Annotated in this window: 14 protein-coding genes and 1 pseudogene; 9 read left to right on the top strand and 6 right to left on the bottom strand. The window is 63.4% G+C overall.

From position 1 onward, the window contains the following. The first annotated feature begins 193 nt into the window (after positions 1-193). The gene (gene putA, locus MF4836_RS05510) at positions 194-4,147 is read left to right on the top strand and encodes a trifunctional transcriptional regulator/proline dehydrogenase/L-glutamate gamma-semialdehyde dehydrogenase (protein ID WP_078469501.1); all 3,954 of its coding nucleotides are present in this window, start codon (positions 194-196) and stop codon (positions 4,145-4,147) included. A 190-nt stretch (positions 4,148-4,337) separates the two neighbouring features. Next, complete coding sequence (locus MF4836_RS05505; protein WP_078469500.1) at positions 4,338-6,140, top strand: acyl-CoA dehydrogenase; 1,803 nt, start codon at positions 4,338-4,340, stop codon at positions 6,138-6,140. A 37-nt stretch (positions 6,141-6,177) separates the two neighbouring features. On the opposite strand, the gene MF4836_RS36085 is transcribed toward MF4836_RS05505, so the two are convergent. The 4 genes and pseudogenes from MF4836_RS36085 to MF4836_RS05490 all read right to left on the bottom strand — a co-directional run bounded on the left by MF4836_RS36085 (position 6,178) and on the right by MF4836_RS05490 (position 8,744). Next, entirely contained in the window at positions 6,178-6,909 is a 732-nt protein-coding gene (locus MF4836_RS36085) for a methyl-accepting chemotaxis protein (RefSeq protein ID WP_443217282.1), read from the bottom strand. 135 nt (positions 6,910-7,044) lie between these two features. Next, positions 7,045-8,070 (bottom strand): annotated as a pseudogene (locus tag MF4836_RS36080) (HAMP domain-containing protein); the annotation flags it as partial. Between the two features lie 144 nt (positions 8,071-8,214). Beyond that, on the bottom strand, positions 8,215-8,517 hold the full coding sequence (locus tag MF4836_RS05495; RefSeq protein ID WP_078469498.1) for a cell division protein ZapA: 303 nt from the start codon (positions 8,515-8,517) through the stop codon (positions 8,215-8,217). Next, on the bottom strand, positions 8,514-8,744 hold the full coding sequence (locus MF4836_RS05490; RefSeq protein WP_078469497.1) for a hypothetical protein: 231 nt from the start codon (positions 8,742-8,744) through the stop codon (positions 8,514-8,516). Before MF4836_RS05490 ends, MF4836_RS05495 begins: the two co-directional genes overlap by 4 nt. A gap of 284 nt (positions 8,745-9,028) precedes the next feature. Between MF4836_RS05490 and MF4836_RS05485 the strand changes: the two genes are divergently transcribed. From MF4836_RS05485 to selO, 4 genes are all read left to right on the top strand, one after another. Then, on the top strand, positions 9,029-10,654 hold the full coding sequence (locus MF4836_RS05485) for a methyl-accepting chemotaxis protein (RefSeq protein WP_078469496.1): 1,626 nt from the start codon (positions 9,029-9,031) through the stop codon (positions 10,652-10,654). A 161-nt stretch (positions 10,655-10,815) separates the two neighbouring features. Beyond that, positions 10,816-12,558 (top strand): potassium/proton antiporter, encoded by a 1,743-nt coding sequence (locus MF4836_RS05480; RefSeq protein WP_078469495.1) that lies wholly within the window; start codon positions 10,816-10,818, stop codon positions 12,556-12,558. An 85-nt stretch (positions 12,559-12,643) separates the two neighbouring features. Beyond that, entirely contained in the window at positions 12,644-15,997 is a 3,354-nt protein-coding gene (mscK, locus tag MF4836_RS05475) for a mechanosensitive channel MscK (RefSeq protein WP_078469494.1), read from the top strand. A gap of 139 nt (positions 15,998-16,136) precedes the next feature. Beyond that, positions 16,137-17,600, top strand: a complete 1,464-nt coding sequence (selO, locus tag MF4836_RS05470) for a protein adenylyltransferase SelO (RefSeq protein ID WP_078469493.1) — start codon at positions 16,137-16,139, stop codon at positions 17,598-17,600. A gap of 9 nt (positions 17,601-17,609) precedes the next feature. Here selO and MF4836_RS05465 read toward each other — a convergent pair whose 3' ends face one another. Both MF4836_RS05465 and MF4836_RS05460 read right to left on the bottom strand, forming a co-directional pair. After that, positions 17,610-18,011, bottom strand: a complete 402-nt coding sequence (locus MF4836_RS05465) for a helix-turn-helix domain-containing protein (protein ID WP_078469492.1) — start codon at positions 18,009-18,011, stop codon at positions 17,610-17,612. Further along, a complete protein-coding gene (locus MF4836_RS05460) occupies positions 18,008-18,304 on the bottom strand; it encodes a type II toxin-antitoxin system HigB family toxin (RefSeq protein ID WP_078469491.1) in 297 nt (98 codons plus the stop codon). Before MF4836_RS05460 ends, MF4836_RS05465 begins: the two co-directional genes overlap by 4 nt. Before the next feature lie 246 nt (positions 18,305-18,550). On the opposite strand from MF4836_RS05460, the gene MF4836_RS05455 reads away from it, so the two are divergent. From MF4836_RS05455 to MF4836_RS05445, 3 genes are all read left to right on the top strand, one after another. Continuing rightward, complete coding sequence (locus tag MF4836_RS05455) at positions 18,551-18,934, top strand: immunity 22 family protein (RefSeq protein WP_078469490.1); 384 nt, start codon at positions 18,551-18,553, stop codon at positions 18,932-18,934. Between the two features lie 14 nt (positions 18,935-18,948). After that, complete coding sequence (locus MF4836_RS05450) at positions 18,949-19,287, top strand: DUF7716 domain-containing protein (protein ID WP_078469489.1); 339 nt, start codon at positions 18,949-18,951, stop codon at positions 19,285-19,287. Positions 19,288-19,399: 112 nt separating this feature from the next. After that, complete coding sequence (locus MF4836_RS05445; RefSeq protein WP_078469488.1) at positions 19,400-19,840, top strand: hypothetical protein; 441 nt, start codon at positions 19,400-19,402, stop codon at positions 19,838-19,840. Positions 19,841-19,867: the final 27 nt, after the last annotated feature.

Here is a 19,867-nt window from a genome sequence, read left to right as displayed (position 1 = left end):
GAGCAAAAAGCCTGATTTTCAGAATGAAAAGCACCAACTGCGATCACACCCAAGCAACTGGAATTTTTTTCCTGATGAGCTGCGTATTTGTCCGACAAAAAAAGGGTTGCACCCGGTTGCACCTCTTTCGGCGCCCGGCTAATCTTGCGCCCAGCTGATGCCACGCAGTCGTGGCAAACATGAGGATAAAAATATGGCTACCACCACCCTTGGGGTCAAACTCGATGACCCGACCCGCGAGCGCCTGAAGGCGGCCGCGACCTCGATTGATCGCACACCGCACTGGCTGATCAAGCAGGCAATTTTCAATTACCTGGAAAAACTCGAGGGTGGTGCAACCCTGACTGAGCTCAGCGGTTCGATCCGCACCGACGGCGACGAAGCCGGCGAGGTGCAACTCGACCACGCGCACCAGTGCTTCCTCGAATTCGCCGAAAGCATCCTCCCGCAGTCGGTACTGCGTGCATCGATCACCGCCGCCTACCGCCGCCCGGAACCGGAAGTGGTGCCGATGCTGATCGAGCAGGCCCGCCTGCCGGCGGCCATGGCCGAAGCCACCAACAAGCTGGCGTCGTCGATTGCGGAAAAACTGCGCAACCAGAAGAGCGCCGGCGGCCGTGCCGGTATCGTTCAGGGCCTGCTGCAGGAGTTCTCCCTGTCGTCCCAGGAGGGCGTGGCCCTGATGTGCCTGGCCGAAGCGCTGCTGCGCATTCCCGACAAGGGCACCCGTGACGCGCTGATCCGCGACAAGATCAGCACCGGCAACTGGCAGCCGCACCTGGGCAACAGCCCGTCGCTGTTCGTCAACGCGGCCACCTGGGGCCTGCTGCTGACCGGCAAACTGGTGGCCACCCACAACGAAGCCGGCCTGACATCGTCCCTGAGCCGCATCATCGGCAAGAGCGGCGAGCCGATGATCCGCAAGGGCGTCGACATGGCCATGCGCCTGATGGGCGAACAGTTCGTCACCGGCGAAACCATCGCCGAAGCCCTGGCCAACGCCAGCAAGTTCGAAGCCAAGGGCTTCCGCTACTCCTACGACATGCTCGGTGAAGCGGCACTCACCGAACACGATGCACAGAAGTACCTCGCCTCCTACGAGCAGGCCATCCATTCGATCGGCAAGGCTTCCCACGGTCGCGGCATTTATGAAGGCCCGGGCATCTCGATCAAGCTCTCGGCCCTGCACCCGCGTTACAGCCGCGCCCAGTACGAGCGCGTGATGGACGAGCTGTACCCGCGTCTGCTGTCGCTGACCCTCTTGGCCAAGCAATACGACATCGGCCTGAACATCGACGCCGAAGAAGCCGACCGCCTGGAGCTGTCCCTGGACCTGCTGGAGCGCCTGTGCTTCGAGCCGCAGCTGACCGGCTGGAACGGTATCGGCTTTGTGATCCAGGCCTATCAGAAACGCTGCCCGTACGTGATCGACTACGTGATCGACCTCGCGCGCCGCAGCCGCCATCGCCTGATGATCCGCCTGGTAAAAGGCGCGTACTGGGACAGCGAAATCAAGCGCGCCCAGGTCGAAGGCCTGGAGGGCTACCCGGTCTACACCCGCAAGGTCTACACCGACGTTTCCTACATCGCCTGCGCACGCAAGCTGCTGTCGGTGCCGGAAGTCATCTACCCGCAGTTCGCTACCCACAACGCCCACACCCTGTCGGCCATCTACCACATCGCCGGGCAGAACTATTACCCGGGCCAGTACGAGTTCCAGTGCCTGCACGGCATGGGCGAACCCCTGTACGAGCAAGTGGTGGGCAAGGTTGCCGAAGGCAAGTTGAACCGACCGTGCCGCGTGTACGCACCGGTGGGCACCCATGAGACCCTGCTGGCCTACCTGGTCCGTCGCCTGCTGGAAAACGGCGCCAACACCTCGTTCGTCAACCGGATTGCCGACCAGTCGATTTCGATCCAGGAGCTGGTGGCCGATCCAGTGGCCAGCATCGAGCAAATGGCAACGCTGGAAGGCGGCTTCGGCCTGCCGCACCCGCGTATTCCATTGCCGCGTGATCTGTACGGCAGCGAGCGCGCCAACTCGGCGGGCATCGACCTGGCCAACGAACACCGCCTGGCATCGCTGTCCTGCGCCCTGCTGGCCACTGCTCACAACAACTGGAAAGCCGCGCCGATGCTGGGCTGCGCGTCCAGCACCGAAGCGCCTGCCCCCGTGCTCAACCCGTCGGATCTGCGCGACGTGGTCGGCCATGTCCAGGAAGCCACGGTCGAAGACGTCGACAATGCTCTCCAGTGCGCGATCAACGCTGGCCCGATCTGGCAGGCGACCCCGCCCGCCGAACGCGCCGCGATCCTGGAACGCGCCGCCGACCTGATGGAAGGCGAGATCCAGCCGCTGATGGGCCTGCTGGCCCGCGAAGCCGGCAAGACCTTCGCCAACGCCATCGCCGAAGTGCGTGAAGCCGTGGACTTCCTGCGCTACTACGCGGTACAGGCTCGCAACGACTTCACCAACGATGCCCACCGCCCATTGGGCCCGGTGGTCTGCATCAGCCCGTGGAACTTCCCGCTGGCCATCTTCAGTGGCCAGGTCGCCGCAGCGCTGGCTGCCGGCAACCCGGTACTGGCCAAGCCTGCCGAGCAAACTCCGCTGGTGGCGGCACAAGCCGTGCGCATTCTGCTCGAAGCCGGGATTCCCGAAGGCGTGCTGCAACTGCTGCCGGGCCGCGGCGAAACCGTCGGCGCCCGCCTGGTTGGCGACGATCGGGTCAAAGGCGTGATGTTCACTGGCTCCACCGAAGTGGCGCGACTGCTGCAACGCAACGTCGCCGGGCGCCTGGACAACCAGGGCCGGCCGATTCCGCTGATCGCCGAAACCGGCGGCCAGAACGCGATGATCGTCGACTCCTCGGCGCTGACCGAACAAGTGGTCATCGACGTGGTGTCCTCGGCCTTCGACAGCGCCGGCCAGCGTTGCTCGGCCCTGCGCGTACTGTGCCTGCAGGAAGATTCGGCAGACCGCGTGATCGAAATGCTCAAGGGCGCCATGGCTGAATGCCGTCTGGGCAACCCGGAGCGCCTGTCGGTGGACATCGGCCCGGTGATCGACGCCGAAGCCAAGGCCGGCATCGAGAAACATATCCAGGCCATGCGCGACAAAGGTCGCAACGTGTACCAGGTGGCGATTGCCGACGGCGAAGAAATCAAGCGCGGCACCTTCGTCATGCCGACCCTGATCGAACTGGAAAGCTTCGACGAGCTGCAACGGGAGATCTTCGGTCCGGTGCTGCACGTGGTGCGCTACAAGCGCAAAGAGATCGACCAGTTGATCGCCCAGATCAACGCCTCGGGCTACGGCCTGACCCTGGGCGTGCACACCCGCATCGACGAAACCATCGCCAAGGTGATCGACAACGTCCATGCCGGTAACGTCTACGTCAACCGCAACATCGTTGGCGCCGTGGTCGGTGTGCAACCGTTCGGCGGCGAAGGCCTGTCGGGCACTGGCCCGAAAGCCGGTGGCCCGCTGTACCTGTACCGCCTGCTGTCGACCCGCCCAGTGGACGCCATCGAGCAGTCGTTCGCTCGTGGCGACGCCCTGAATGCACCGGATGTGCGCCTGCGCGACGCCATGAGCAAACCGCTGGGCGCCCTGCAAGCCTGGGCCGAAAGCAATAAGTTGGCGGAACTGGGCGCGCTCTGCGTGCAGTTTGCGGCGCAATCGCAAAGTGGCGTCACCCGGACCCTGGCCGGCCCGACCGGTGAGCGCAACAGCTACGCGATCCTGCCCCGCGAACACGTGCTGTGCCTGGCCCAGGACGAAGGCGACCTGCTGACGCAACTGGCCGCGGTACTGGCCGTAGGCGGCAGCGCGGTATGGCCGGAAGGTGAACCGGGCAAGGCGCTGTATGCGCGCCTGCCGAAGGACGTCCAGGCCCGCATCCAGCGCGTCGCCGATTGGACCAAGGACGAGGTGCTGATCGATGCCGTGCTGCATCACGGCGACTCCGACCAGTTGCGCGCAGTGTGCGAGCAAGTGGCCAAGCGTGCCGGCGCCATCGTCGGCGTGCACGGCCTGTCCCAGGGCGAAACCGGGGTGGCCCTGGAACGCCTGGTGATCGAGCGCGCACTGAGCGTCAACACTGCTGCGGCGGGCGGTAACGCCAGCCTCATGACCATCGGGTAAGAGCAGCGGCAAGCTTCTAGCGGCAAGGAAAAGCAGTCCAGTTCGGGCTGCTTTTTTCTTGCCGCTAGAGGCTTGCAACTTGCCGCTGTTACTTGCTGCTTGTGCCGCCCCATCACCCCCATCTATCTTCCTTCCCCCTTTTTATAAGCCTTCCTACACTCGCGGCATACTTTTCTACAGGTAGGCCGCCATGTCCGAGACGCTGCTCAGTTCCCGCAATCTGGCTTTCGAGCTGTATGAAGTCCTCGATGCCGAGGGCCTGACCCAGCGCGAGCGGTTTGCCGAACACAATCGCGAAACGTTCGATGCCGCCATCGGCACCGCCCGCAGCATTGCCGAGAAGTTCTTCGCCCCGCACAACCGCAAGGGTGACGAGAACGAACCGCGCTATGAAAACGGCGCAGCGATTCTGATTCCTGACGTCAAACCCGCCGTCGACGCCTTTCTCGAGGCCGGCTTTCTCAATGCTGCCCGCAGTTTCGAGGCTGGCGGCATGCAGTTGCCAACCTTGCTGTCCCAGGCCTGCTTTGCGCATTTCCAGGCGGCCAACGCGGCCTCGACTTCTTATCCGTTCCTGACCATGGGTGCGGCCAACCTGATCGAGAGCTTCGGCACCGAGGAGCAGAAGCAACGCTTCCTGCAACCGATGATCGACGGTCGTTTCTTCGGCACCATGGCCCTCACCGAACCCCACGCCGGCTCTTCGCTGTCGGATATCCGCACTCGCGCCGAACCGGCGGCCGATGGCAGCTACCGGCTCAAGGGCAACAAGATCTTTATCTCCGGCGGCGATCACCCGCTGTCGGAAAACATCGTGCACATGGTCCTGGCCAAGCTGCCGGATGCGCCGGCCGGAGTGAAGGGCATTTCGCTGTTTATCGTGCCCAAGTTCCTGGTCAACGATGACGGCAGCCTCGGTCCGCGCAACGACGTGCTGCTGGCCGGGCTGTTCCACAAGATGGGTTGGCGCGGCACCACCTCCACCGCACTGAACTTCGGCGACAACGGCGCCTGCGTCGGCTACCTGGTGGGCAAGCCGCACCAGGGCCTGAGCTATATGTTCCAGATGATGAACGAGGCACGGATCGGCGTCGGCATGGGCGCGGTGATGCTCGGATATGCCGGTTACCTGTACTCCCTGGAGTACGCCCGCGAACGGCCACAGGGCCGCCTGCCGGACAGCAAGGACCCGAACACCGCACCGGTGTCGATCATCCAGCACGCCGACGTCAAGCGCATGCTGCTGACCCAGAAGGCCTATGTGGAAGGCGCGTTCGACCTTGGCCTGTACGCCGCGCGGCTGTTCGATGACACCACCACCCTGGGCAGCGAGACCGAGCGCAGGCAGGCCCACGAACTGCTGGACCTGCTGACCCCGATCGTCAAATCCTGGCCTTCGGAGTTTTGCCTCAAGGCCAATGAGCTGGCGATCCAGATCCTCGGCGGCCACGGCTACACCCGCGAATACCCGGTGGAGCAGTACTACCGCGACAACCGCCTGAACCCGATCCACGAAGGCACCCACGGCATCCAGTCCCTCGACCTGCTGGGGCGCAAGCTGGCGCAGAACGGTGGCGCCGGCCTGAAGCAACTGATCCGCCTGATCGCCCAGACCACAGAACGGGCCCAGGCCCATGAATCACTGACGCGCCTGCGCCAGCCCCTGGAGCAACTGGTGGCACGCCTGCAAAGCGTGACCCTGGGCCTGCTCGGCGACCTGGCCCAGGGCCGGGTCAACAGCAGCCTGGCCAACTCGGCGCTGTACCTTAAAGCTTTCGGCCACACGGTGATTGGCTGGCGCTGGCTGGAACAGGCGATCCACGCCGAACAAGGGCTGGCCAGGGGCAACCCGGCGGACAGCGATTTCTACCAGGGCAAATTGCAGGCGGCGCGGTACTTCCTGACCTGGGAAGTACCGAGTTGCCATCATGAACTGGCCCTGCTCGAAGCCCGGGACGACACCTGCCTGACCATGCAGGACGCCTGGTTCTGAGGCGCGGGCTCTGAGACACGGGGCCTGACGCACTCGATCAACCCAGTTTGAACCCGCCCACCTGCCGCGCCAGGTCATCCGCCAGGCGCTGCAGGGTCTGGCAGTCTTCGCGGCAGGCCTGCACTTCACTGGCCGTGGCCCGCGCCAGGTCGGAGATGCCCTGCACATTGCGATTGATTTCCTCGGTCACCGCCGACTGCTCCTCGGTGGCCGTCGCCACCTGATGGTTCATGTCGCTGATGCGCTCGACCTGGCCGGTAATCGCGGTCAGGGAAGCCCCGGTGCGCTGGCTCGACTCGACTCCGGTGCCGGTGGCCGCCTGCCCGGAATGCATGGAGGACACGGCGTTCTCCGCGCCCTGCTTGAGGCGCTGGATCATGTGCTGGATCTCATCAGTGGAGGCTTGGGTCCGCCGCGCCAGGGTTCGCACTTCATCGGCCACCACCGCGAAACCACGGCCCATGTCACCGGCCCGCGCCGCTTCGATGGCGGCGTTCAAGGCCAACAGGTTGGTCTGTTCGGAAATACTGCGAATCACCGCCAGCACCTGATCGATGGAAGCCACCTGGGTCGCCAGTTCGCTCACCGCCTCGGCGGCAATCCCTACTTCATCGGACAGGCTCTGGATATGCCGGATCGATCCCCCCACCACGTCACGGGCCTGCAACGCCTCGTCCCGTGCCGACTGCGAGGCGAGCGCGGCGTTGCCGGCGTTCTGCGCGATGTCCTGCACCGTCAGGCCCATTTCGTGGACGGCGGTGGCCACCATGTCGGTCATTTCCTGCTGGCGGCCGGAACGCCCGGCGGTGTTGTCCACCACCTGCGCCACCTGGCCCACGGCCGCACGCAGGCGCTCGCTGGTGGCCAGGACTTCGCCGATCATGTCGCGCTGGCTTTGCAGAAAACGATTGAAGCCCCGGGCCAGATCACCCAGCTCATCGGCACGACTGGCATCCAGGCGATGGGTCAAATCGCCACCACCGCTACCAATCGCTACCAGCGCCGCTGTTACCTGGCGGATCGGGCGCACCAGCCCACGCGCCAGCAGCACCACCAATAACAGGCAGGCCAGGGCCACGGCCAAACCGATGCCGCTGGTCAGCCACAGGGCCTGCCGAGCCTCGGCGTAGATCTGCGCCCTGGGCACTTCGGCCACCAGGGTCCAGCCCAGGTCGCGCAGGGGCAGGCTGAAGGCCAGGTAGTCCTCGCCGTCGCGGATGAAGGCGCTGCTGGACAGGCCTTGATGGCCCATCACCGCCTTGGCCGCGTCTTCGCCGATCTGCTGCGCCAGCTGGCGCTTGCCGCTGAACCGGGCCTCGGGGTGGACCTGGATCAGGCCGTCGTCTCGCACCAGCAACACCTTACCGCGCTCGCCAAAACTGAAATTGTGAATCAGCTCCGACAGCTCGCGCATGCTCAGGCCCAGCCCGGCCACACCCACCACCTTGCCGGCCTGGCGCACCTTGAGGTCGATGAACAGCGCCAGCTCGCCGGTGCTGGTGTCGTTATCGATATTGAGCAGGCGCGGCGAATCGCCGTCGATGAAGGAGTAGAACCAGGAGTCGGCGGGATTGGACCGACTGAGGGTCCGGTCCAGGCCTTTTTCGTTGTAGTAGTGGTGGCTGGCGGTGCCCGCGATCAGGGCGGTGAAGGCCTGGTGCTCGGCGCGGATACCTTCCAGGTAGCTGACGAAGCTGTCCGATTGAGCGACGTTTTCGCCCCCCGCCAGCCAATCACGCACCATTGTGTTGCCGGCAATGTCCTTCGCTGCCGTCAGCGGCTGTACCAGAATCCGTTCGATATCGTTGCGCATCGCTTCGATGCTCGACGGCAGTGCCTGCTCCAGCAGATAGCTCTGGGCCAGGCGGTTGACCACCAGGGTGTAGAGGCCAACCACGATCAGAACACTGACCAGCAGGGCAGTACCCATGCCCAGGATCAGTTGCCATTGAATACTGCGTCGCCAGAACTGCATGGAGCACCCCCAAAGAATAAGAGGCTGAAACACTGCAACAGCCGTGCCGATTGTATACAACTCAATCGACAATCTACTCCTTGGTTGTACTCAAACCCTTCAACCCTGGTTGATAGTCTTGGCGATGACTTCAACCGTGGCGCTGACTTGCTCTTGGTAACGGTTGAGTTCCTGCTGGTGGCGCTTTTGCATCTCGATCTGCTGCGAACACAGATTCATCGCTGCCAGCACCAACAACCGGTCGCCAATCAACGATGGGTATTTCTTCTTGGTGTCGGCCAACGCGGCTTTCAACATCAATGCAGCGTCCAGCAGGGTCTGCTCTTCCCCGGCCGGCGCCTTGATCGAATAGGTTTCACCGAGAATCGAGACGACTTTTACCCCTTCGGCGCCGTGCATCATGCGCTAACGGGACCAGCGCTGACGCGCTCGACCAGGGCCTGGATACGGGCGGCGGTCGCGCCTTGTTTCTCTTCCTGCTCCATCAGGCTCAGTTGCAGGCTTTCGTTTTCATCCTTGGCCTGAGCCAGTTCGCTCTTCAGGGTTTCGTTCGTGCCGAGCAGTTCCTGGTTCTGTTGCACCAGGTCGCTGACCAGCTGTTCCAATTGGCTTAGGGATGCTTCCAACATTATGATTTTCCGAGCATTTTCAAAGGGCGCGTACGATAAAGAAAAGTCACCACGGATGCCAGGGCTATCCGGCGCAACGCCTTGATAAACCTGGCCGCGGTCCTTTTCGGCGAGCTTTAAAGACTGTGTTTCGCCCCCGTGGTTCCTGAGATCCCCTCGCCCTGTAGGATTTTTCTGAAAGTGCATCAGATGTATCAAGCTTTGATTGGCCAGCCCGATAGGTTTTGTACTTCCGTCCAAAAACCCCGGCGCCTCCCATAGCGCCCCTGCTCGAGGTAAGCACCATGTCTTTGCGCAATATGAATATCGGCCCAAGGGCCGTCCTCGGGTTTGCCCTGATCGGCGGCTTGATGCTGGCCCTCGGCATCTTTGCCCTGACCCAGATGCGCCAGATCCGTGGCGCGGCTGAAGACATCTCTCGCGACAACATCCCCAGCCTCAGCGGTCTCAATACATTCAACCAACTGACCATGCGCCAGCGGGTGCTGTCCTACCGGCTGCTGGTCAACCGTGAACCTGACGTACTGCAACAGACCTTCGATGAACTGGAGAACAGCGAACAGCAGATGCGGGCCATACGCCCCGCTTACGAAGAGTCCATCAGCAGCCCCGAGGAACAGGCCGGCTATACGCAGTTCCAGGCACTGCATGAGCAATATCGCCAGCTCGAACAGCGCATGGCGATCTTGTCACGGAGTAACCAGATCGAAGCCTTGCGTGCACTGGTCAATGGCGAGATGAAGACCAACTCCGAGGCGGTCAACGCGCTGCTGAACCAGATGATGCAGGTCAATACCCAGCAGAGCCTGGATAGCAACGAGCAGGCCACAGAGCAATATTCCCGGGCCTTCAACCTGGTGGTCGGGCTGCTGATTTTCTCCAGCGTGCTGACCGCGATTTTTGCCTGGCTGCTGATTCGCAGCATTACCCAACCCATTGCCAGTGCCCTGAAGGCCGCCGAGGCGATTGCTGCGGGCAACCTGACCCAAGCGGTGCAGGTCGATGGCAAGGACGAGGCCGGCCGCTTGCTGCAAGCCATGGGCACCATGCAGGAAAAACTGCGGGACACCCTGCAAGAAATATCCGGCTCGTCGGCGCAACTGGCGTCGGCCGCTGAAGAACTCAATACCGTGACCGCCGAAAGTGCCCAGGGCCTGAGCCAGCAAAACAACGAAATCGAGCAAGCAGCGACCGCGGTCAACCAGATGACCAGCGCCGTGGAAGAGGTCGCGCGCAACGCCGTGAGCACCTGTGAAGCCTCGCAGAACGCCACGTCCTCGGCGGGCGAGGGCCGCGACATCGTTCAGGAAACCCTGATCGCCATCGAACGCATGACCCAGGACGTGCAGGGCTCCGCCAGCCTGATCGGCGACCTGGCCAATGAATCGCGCGATATCGGCAAGGTCCTGGATGTGATTCGCGGCCTGGCCGACCAGACCAACCTGCTGGCCCTGAACGCGGCAATCGAGGCCGCCCGGGCCGGCGATGCCGGACGCGGGTTTGCGGTGGTGGCCGACGAGGTGCGGGCCCTGGCCCATCGCACCCAGCAATCGACCAGCGAAATCGAGCGCATGATCGCCAGCATTCAGACCGGCACCGAAGAGGCCGTGAGCTCGATGCACCACAGCACCGAGCGCGCTGAATCGACCCTGACCATCGCGCGCGGCGCAGACCAGGCCCTGGGCACCATCAATAGTGCGATTGTCGAAATCAACGAACGCAACCTGGTGATCGCCAGCGCCGCGGAAGAGCAGGCCACCGTGGCCCGCGAGGTCGACCGCAACCTGGTGAACATTCGCGACCTGTCGGTGCAGTCCTCAACCGGGGCCGGCCAGACCAGTGCAGCGGCTCAGGAACTGTCGCGCCTGGCAGTCGGCCTGAGTAACCTGGTGACACGCTTTCACCTGTAGCCTGGCCGCCTGGGTATCCCTATAGAACGGGGTACCCAGAACACCCGGCACGCCGCGATAAAAAGCTTTTTGACATCACCGTATTTCAACAGGTTAGAATCGCTGGCACGCAGACTGCATGGTCAGTTTGTGCCCGCCTTTTCGCTCCTGGAGTACTGCCTTTGAATGCGACGACCATCAACAGCCTGTTCTTGATCGGCGCGTTGCTGGTAGGTGCGAGCATTTTAGTCAGTTCACTTTCGTCCCGCCTGGGCATCCCGATCCTGGTGATCATCCTGGCCGTGGGCATGGCTGCCGGCGTCGATGGCGGCGGGATCATTTTCGACAATTACCCAACCGCGTACCTGGTGGGCAACCTGGCCCTGGCCGTGATCCTGCTCGACGGCGGCTTGCGCACCCGGGTCTCGAGCTTTCGCGTGGCGTTGTGGCCGGCGTTGTCCCTGGCCACGGTCGGGGTGCTCATTACCACCGGGCTGACCGGCATGGCCGCCGCCTGGCTATTTGACCTCAACCTGATCCAGGGCCTGTTGATCGGCGCCATCGTCGGCTCCACGGATGCCGCGGCGGTGTTTTCCCTGCTGGGCGGCAAGGGCCTGAACGAACGGGTGACCGCGAGCCTGGAGATCGAATCCGGCAGCAACGACCCGATGGCGGTGTTCCTCACTGTGACCCTGATCGACATGCTCGCCAGCGGCCAGACCGGCCTGCACTGGAGCCTGCTCGGGCACCTGCTGCGCGAGTTCGGCATCGGTGGCGTGATCGGCCTGGGCGGTGGCTGGGTGATGCTGCAAATGGTCAACCGCATCCATCTGGCCAACGGCCTGTACCCGATCCTGGTGATCAGCGGCGGCCTGCTGGTGTTCGCCCTGACCAACGCCCTGCATGGCAGCGGTTTCCTCGCGGTGTACCTGTGTGGCCTGGTGATCGGCAATCGCCCGGTGCGCAGCCGCCACGGCATCCTGCACATGCTCGACGGCATGGCCTGGCTGGCGCAGATCGGGATGTTCCTGGTGCTGGGGCTGCTGGTCACCCCCCACGACCTGCTGCCCATCGCCCTGCCGGCCCTGGGCCTGGCGCTGTGGATGATCCTGTTTGCCCGGCCGCTGTCGGTGATGGTCGGCCTGCTGCCGTTCAAGGCCTTCCATGGTCGGGAAAAAGCCTTTATATCCTGGGTCGGCCTGCGCGGCGCGGTGCCGATCATTCTCGCGGTGTTCCCGCTGATGGCCGGGCTGCCCCACGCCCAGCTGTACTTCAACCTGGCGTTCTTTATCGTCCTGGTGTCGTTGCTGGTCCAGGGCACCAGCCTGCCCTGGGTCGCCAAGCTGCTGAAGGTCACGGTGCCGCCGGAGCCGGCGCCGATTTCCCGGGCCGCGCTGGAAGTCCACGTCACCAGCGAGTGGGAGCTGTTCGTTTACCGCCTGGGCGCGGAGAAGTGGTGCATCGGCGCCGCCCTGCGCGAGCTGAAAATGCCCGAGGGCACGCGGATCGCGGCCCTGTTCCGCGGCCAGGAACTGCTCCATCCGTCGGGTAGTACGGTGCTCGAAGCCGATGATTTGCTGTGCGTGATCGGCCATGAACACAACCTGTCGGCCCTCGGCAAACTCTTCAGCCAGGCCCCGCAACGTGGCCTGGATCTGCGCTTCTTCGGCGACTTCGTGCTGGAAGGAGACGCCCAGCTGGGCGCGGTTTCGGCGCTGTACGGGCTTAAGCTGGACGGCCTTGATAGCGACATGCCATTGAGCCGTTTCATCACCCAGAAGGTCGGTGGCGCACCGGTGGTGGGCGACCAGGTGGAGTGGAACAGCACCATCTGGACCGTTGCAGTGATGGACGGGAACAAGATCAGCAAAGTGGGCGTCAGATTCCCCGAAGGAAGTCGCCCGGGCCCCGGTCTCTTCCTCTAAACTCCAGGGCGCGTTGCGGTTTAGTATCAACCTGATACCAGCTTTGACGCACCCGACCCTTTTTCCACTTGCTTGACCGGTCTCTATGCCAACCCTGCGCACTTTTCTCGCCATTGCCCTGCTGGGCTTGTGTTTTTCCGTAAGCGCCGCCCAGGCTGCCGAACCGCCCAGCGCCGAAGCGGTCCAGCAAAGCCTGGACAAAATCGCCGACCGCAAACTGCCCGAGGCCGACCAGAAAGCCTTGCAGACGGTGCTGCAAAACACCCTGACCCAGTTGAGCAACAAGCAGGACTACGAACAGCGGCTGAACGACCTCAAGCAGCAACTGGCCAACGCGCCGCGCCAGACCACGGAAAACCAGCGTGAACTGGCTCGCCTCAAAGCCACCAAGGTGGTGCCGGTAGCGCAACGCTATGCCAGCGCGCCGGTGTCGCAGCTGGAGCAACTGCTCACCGAACGCACCACCCAGCAAAGCGACCTGCAAAAAGCCCTGGCCGATGCCAACAGCCTGACCATTACCGCGCAAACCCGTCCGGAGCGCGCCCAGGCGGAAATCAGCAGCAGCCAGACCCGCACCCAGCAGATCAACCTGACCCTCAAGTCCGGCCGCGACAACGGCAAGCTGCTCAGCGCCGACCAGCGCAACCTGTTGAATGCCGAACTGGCGGCGATCAATGCCTTGATCCCCCTGCGGCGCCAGGAGCTGGCAGGCAATAGCCAGTTGCAGGATCTGGGCAACAGCCAGCATGACCTGCTGATGGAAAAAACTGCGCGCCTGGAACAGGAAATCCAGGACCTGCAGACCCTGATCAACCAGAAACGCCTGGCCCAGTCGCAGCAGACCGTCACCCAGCAGTCCATCGAAGCGCAAAAGGCCGGCAGCAGCAGCCTGCTGGCCAGCGAAAGCGCGGCCAACCTCAAGCTCTCCGACTACCTGCTCAAAAGCACCGACCGTCTCAACGAACTGACCCAGCAGAACCTGGAAACCAAGCAGCAACTGGACAGCGTGACCCAGAGCGATGCAGCCCTGGACGAGCAGATCAGCGTGCTCAAGGGCAGCCTGCTGCTGTCGAAGATCCTCTATAAGCAGAAACAGGCCCTGCCGTGCCTGCGCCTGGACCGCGACCTAGCCGACCAGATCGCCGACATCCGCCTGTACCAGTTCGAAGTCAACCAGCAGCGCGAGCTGATCAGCAGCCCCAGCACCTACGTCGACAACCTGCTGGCCACCCAGCCGTCCGAGCAGGTCACGCCGCAATTGCGCCGGACCCTGCTCGACCTGGCGATCACCCGCGCCGACCTGCTGGAGCGGCTGAACCGCGAACTGAGCGCGCTGCTCAACGAATCCATCACCCTGCAACTGAACCAGAAGCAACTGCTGAGCACCTCGCAAAACCTGCGGGCGACCCTCGACGAGCAGATGTTCTGGATCCCCAGCAACAAGCCGCTGGACCTCGAATGGCTGGAAGGCGTGCCGCAGCGCCTGCAGAAGCAGATCACCACCCTGCCCTGGGCCTCGAGCCTGAGCGAGCTGACCGACGGCCTGGCCCAGCGCCCGTTGCTGTTCCTGCCGCTGCTGCTGTTGATCGGTGCCCTGCTGTGGCGACGCAAGAGCCTGTATTCGCGCCTGAACAAGGTTCACCAGGACATCGGCCACTTCAAGCGCGACAGTCAGTGGCACACACCGCTGGCGATCCTGGTCAATATCCTCCTGGCCATGCCGGTGACCCTGGCCCTGGCGCTGTGCGGCTATGCCCTGCAGATCGACGCCCGGGGGCAGAACGCCAACCTCGGTGCCGCGCTGTTGCAGACGGCCCAGGCCTGGCTGGTGTTCTACACCGCCTATCGCATCCTCGCGCCGGGCGGCGTGGCCGAACTGCATTTCCGTTGGGAGAAGCCCCAGGTCGAATTCCTCCAGGGCTGGGTCCGGCGCCTGGGCCTGGTGGTGCTGGCACTGGTGGCCGTGGTGGCGGTGGCCGAGCACCAACCGGCGGCCCTGGCCGATGATGTGCTCGGGATCGCCGTAGTCCTGACCTGTTACGCGCTGATGGCCTGGCTGCTCAGCCGCCTGCTGCTGAGCAGCCCGACCCACCAGAACGCCTCGCTGTTTCGCAAGGCGGTGGGGGTGCTGTTCACGGCGTTGCCGATCGCCTTGTTCATCGCGGTGTGCTTCGGCTACTACTACACCGCGCTGAAACTCAGCGACCGCCTGATCAATACCCTGTACCTGCTGATGTTCTGGCTGGTGATCGAAGCCACCTTCGTGCGCGGCCTCAGCGTCGCGGCACGGCGCCTGGCCTACCAGCGCGCTCTGAGCAAGCGCCAGGCTGCCAAGGAAGCCGGGGAAAGCGGCGATGCGATGGTCGAAGAGCCGCCCCTGGATATCGAAAAGGTCAACGAGCAATCCCTGCGCCTGATCCGTCTGGCCTTGCTCGGCGGCTTCATGGCGGCGCTGTACTGGGTCTGGTCGGACCTGATCACCGTGTTCTCCTACCTGGACAACGTCACCCTCTACGAATACACCAGCGGCACCGGCGCCAACATGAGCATGGTGCCGATCAGCATCGGCGACATGCTCGGCGCGCTGATCATTATCGGCATCACCTTCGCCCTGGCGCGCAACTTGCCGGGGCTGCTGGAGGTGCTGGTGCTGTCCAAGCTGGACCTGGCCCAGGGCAGCGCCTACGCCACCACCACCCTGTTGTCCTACGCCATTGCCGGGGTCGGTTTCGTCGCCACCCTCTCGACCCTCGGGGTCAGTTGGGACAAGTTGCAGTGGCTGGTAGCGGCCTTGTCCGTGGGACTGGGTTTTGGCATGCAGGCGATCTTCGCCAACTTCATCTCCGGCATCATCATCCTGTTCGAGCGCCCGGTGCGCATTGGCGACACCATCACCATCGGCAACCTGTCGGGTACGGTGAGCAAGATCCGCATCCGCGCCACCACCATCACCGACTTCGACCGCAAGGACATCATTGTCCCCAACCAGACCTTCATCACCGGGCAACTGATCAACTGGTCGCTGACCGATACCATCACCCGGGTCACCCTCAAGCTCGGCGTCGACTACGGCTCGGACCTGGACCTGGTGAAAGAACTGCTGCTCAAGGCCGCGCGGGAGAACCCAAGGGTGCTCAAGGAGCCCGAGCCCCACGTGTACTTCCTCAATTTCGGCGAGAGCACCCTGGACCACGAACTGCGCATGCACGTGCGCGAGCTGGGCGACCGCAACCCGGTGGTGGATGAGGTCAACCGCTTTATCAACCGCGAGTTCAAGAAGCAGCACATCAACATTTCGTTCCGGCAGATGGAGGTCTACCTGAAAAACCTCCACGGCCAGGAGTACAAAATGGTGCCCATCGAGCCGGAGACCAAGACCATTGTCCCGCTGCCCGAAGGCAAGCCGCTGCAAGAGCCGCCGCCGGGCAAACTCGACTAGGCGCCCTATCCCGAGCAGAATGCTCGGACATTCTGCGAGGGCCTGTTGCCGCTTGGTGACAGGCCGCGCCTTTCCTCGCACCGTTTGGCCCCGCAACGCGGCTCATCACCAAACGGCACCAGACCCCAGGAGATGGCCGTTGAAAGCCCTCGACGAACTGACCTTCGACAATCGCTTCGCCCGCCTGGGCGACGCCTTCTCAACCCACGTCCTGCCCGACCCCATCGACAACCCGCGCCTGGTGGTGGCAAGCGACGCCGCCATGGCCCTGCTGGACCTGGACCCGGCGCTGGCCGAGACCCCGGTGTTCGCCGAGCTGTTTGGCGGGCACAAGCTGTGGGCCGAGGCCGAGCCACGGGCGATGGTGTATTCCGGGCATCAGTTCGGCTCCTACAACCCGCAACTCGGCGACGGCCGTGGCCTGCTGCTGGGCGAGGTGTACAACGCCGCCGGCGAGCACTGGGACCTGCACCTCAAGGGCGCCGGCCAAACCCCTTACTCGCGCATGGGCGATGGCCGCGCGGTGCTGCGTTCGTCGATCCGCGAATTCCTCGCCTCCGAGGCGCTGCATGCCCTGGGCATCCCCAGCTCACGGGCGCTGTGCGTGATCGGCTCCGACACCCCGGTCTGGCGCGAGAAACAGGAGCGGGCGGCGATGGTGCTGCGCATGGCGCCGAGTCATATCCGCTTTGGCCACTTCGAATATTTCTACTACACGAAAAAACCCGAGCAGCAAAAACAGCTCGGCGAACACGTGCTGGCCATGCACTTCCCCGAGTGCCTTGAGCAGCCCGAGCCGTACCTGGCGATGTTTCGCGAGATCGTCGAGCGCAACGCCGAACTGATCGCCAAGTGGCAGGCCTATGGCTTCTGCCACGGGGTGATGAACACCGACAACATGTCGATCCTGGGCATCACCTTCGACTTCGGCCCCTTCGCCTTTCTCGACGATTTCGACGCCCACTTCATCTGCAACCATTCCGACGACCAGGGCCGCTATTCCTTCAGCAACCAGGTGCCGATCGGCCAGTGGAACCTCAGCGCACTGGCCCAGGCCCTGACCCCCTTCATCAGCGTCGAGGCGCTGCGCGAAACCCTCGGCCTGTTCCTGCCGCTGTACCAGGCGCAGTACCTGGACCTGATGCGCCGGCGCCTGGGCCTGACCACCGCCGAGGACGAGGACCAGAAGTTGCTGGAGCAACTGCTGCAACTGATGCAGGGCAGCAGCGTCGACTACACCCTGTTCTTCCGCCGCCTGGGGGACGAGTCCGCCGAACTGGCCGTGGCCCGCCTGCGGGACGACTTTGTCGACATCAAGGGGTTCGACGCCTGGGCCGAGCGCTACAAGGCCCGGGTCGCCCGCGAGCCGCAGGAGCCTCAGGCTCAGCGCCGGGCACGGATGCACGGGGTCAACCCGCTGTACATCCTGCGCAACTACCTGGCGCAAAAGGCCATCGATGCCGCCGAGAGCGGCGACTACAGCGAGGTACGCCGCCTGCACAGCGTCTTGAGCCAGCCGTTCGAGGAGCAGCCCGGCATGCAGGCCTATGCCGAGCGGCCCCCGGAGTGGGGCAAGCACCTGGAGATCAGCTGTTCTTCCTGAGTCGCGCCCTCAGATGAACACTTCGGCCGAGATACCAAAGCGCTCGGCCAGCCAGCGGACCTGCCGCAGGTTGAGCTGGCGCTTGCCGCTGAGCACCTCCGACACCACCGACTGCGCGCCCACCCCGGGCAGGTCGCTTTGGGTCAGGCCGTGCTCGCGCATCAGGGACGCCAGCATACTGACCCCACTGACCTGCGGCATGGGCCGATGCTCTTCGTCGTAGGCCTCAATCCAGTCGCCGATGATATCCACCAGGCTGTTGAGCGGATGCGCCTCGTCATCCCCGGTCAGCTCCAGCAACTCATCGAGCGCCGCGACCAACCTGTCGTAATCCGCCTCGGTCCTGGGTTTGCACACCAGGGGCGCCACATACTGCCAATGCTCGGCAGCCTGCTCGACCAACACACTCATCCTCGTTCCTCCCTCCATTGGCCGCGATCATAGTCGCGGTGATCCAACACATGACGGATGTACAGCTTCTGCGTGGTATAGCGAACCACTGCAATCAACCGCACGTTGTTACCACCGATATCGAACACATGCAGCGGGCCCACTTTGTCCACCGCCGGACAAAGAGCGCGCAGGGCGGCGAAATCCACCGGTTTGCTGCCCTTGAGCAGCCGATACCACGTATCCAGGGCATTGGCCGACTGCTGCCAGCGCGCCTTGGCTTCCCAGATTCGTTTGACCGTGATGATTCGCATGCAATGTCCCTATCGCATAGTGCTATGGAGGCTAGACGCGAGCATCTGATATCTCAATATGCTATATCCGCCGTCAGACCAACGGCGCTCGTGTACTGCCACCTAGACAGCCAAGGCGCCTGCCTGCCGCGCAGTGTGTGAGCGATTGCAACAAACTCCAGGGCACTCTGGTGTCTGGTAAAGTCCGCAACACTTTTACCGAGCACGCTTGAGCCCCCATGCCGAGCGCTTGCCAAGGAACCGCAAATGCCGGAAAAAACCGTCTCGATCTGGGCGACCCACGCTGACTGGAGCGAGGACACGCTGCACCACCTGACCTGCCCCAGCTACACCGAAGACGGCGATAGCCAGGGTTCGGAGTTTTCCCGGGCCTTCGGCGTGAGCCTCGACGACGACCTGCTGGAAGTTGCGCGAGTCGAGGTGGGCTGCTCGCTGCTCGCCGCCCTTGAAGACTTTTCATACGCCGCCAGCATCTGCGACAGCCTCACCGAGCAAGGCCTGGGGCAAACCCCGCAGCCGTTCAATCAACTGGTGCTGGCCTACGACCACCGTTTCACCGGCACCCCATCGACCGCCAGCATCCGCGGCGTGATCGTTCACTACATCGCCAGCGTCAGCTACCGCGAATGACCGGCGGAGGTGTTATGCACTACCAGCAGCACCTGGCCTTTGGCGACTTGATCGAGCGTCTGCGCCAGCAGGAAAAAACCCTGCAGTTCTGCGTCTACGGCGCGCCACAAGACACCCCTCTGACCTTGCAAACCCCCTGCGTGATCGAGGCGTTTTCCCAGATCACCGATGACGACGAAGAAATCTACCCGCCGTACGTCATCCAGAACGGCCTGGAATTCTGGTTCAGCGACGAACTGCTCGAAGACGTGGTCATGAGCGCCCTGCACCACAAGCCGACGGTGAGCAACACCGAGCTACTGGCGGCCATCGAGTACTACGCCGAGCGCGACTGCTTCATGAGCTTCGATTAAGCCCTGGCCTGCCGCGCAAAAAAGTGGGCAAGCCCCGGGCTGGGCCATGGACCCACCGGCAACGGATGCGGATAATGCGCGACCCTGATTGCCAGTACCTGCAAGGATGCGCATGAACCTGTTCCTCAACCTGGTCACCCTGGTTTTTGGTGTCATCAGCCTGGTGTCGGCTGTCATCTACCTGAGCCGCCGCGCCAAGTACCGCATGAACCTGCAGGACCTGCGCCTGCACGGCAAACCCCATCGCACCATCACCCAGGCCGAACTGGAAGTGCTGGCCGAACAGACCGCCAGCCTGCAACGGATCCAGGGCAGTGGCGGCATGTCCTACGAACCTGTCAGCGACAACGTCTACCTGATTCGCGGCGGCGCCGCGAGCGACGGCATCGAGCTGCCGGCGCAAGCGCTGCAACATGTGTCGATCGGTGAAATCCCCGTGGAATTTCCCTACCCGATGCAGAACTTCCTGGCCGCCAGCAACCTGGCCGAGGTGGTCATCGCCAAAAAGTTCGCCGTGGTCATCGGCCTCAATGGTCGCCGCCTCGCGCAGTGACGCGTCGGCCGCCTGTCCGCACCTTCT

It is taken from the genome of Pseudomonas sp. MF4836, from assembly GCF_002018875.1.
GTDB lineage: Bacteria > Pseudomonadota > Gammaproteobacteria > Pseudomonadales > Pseudomonadaceae > Aquipseudomonas.
This window is presented reverse-complemented; position numbering and strand designations above follow the sequence as displayed.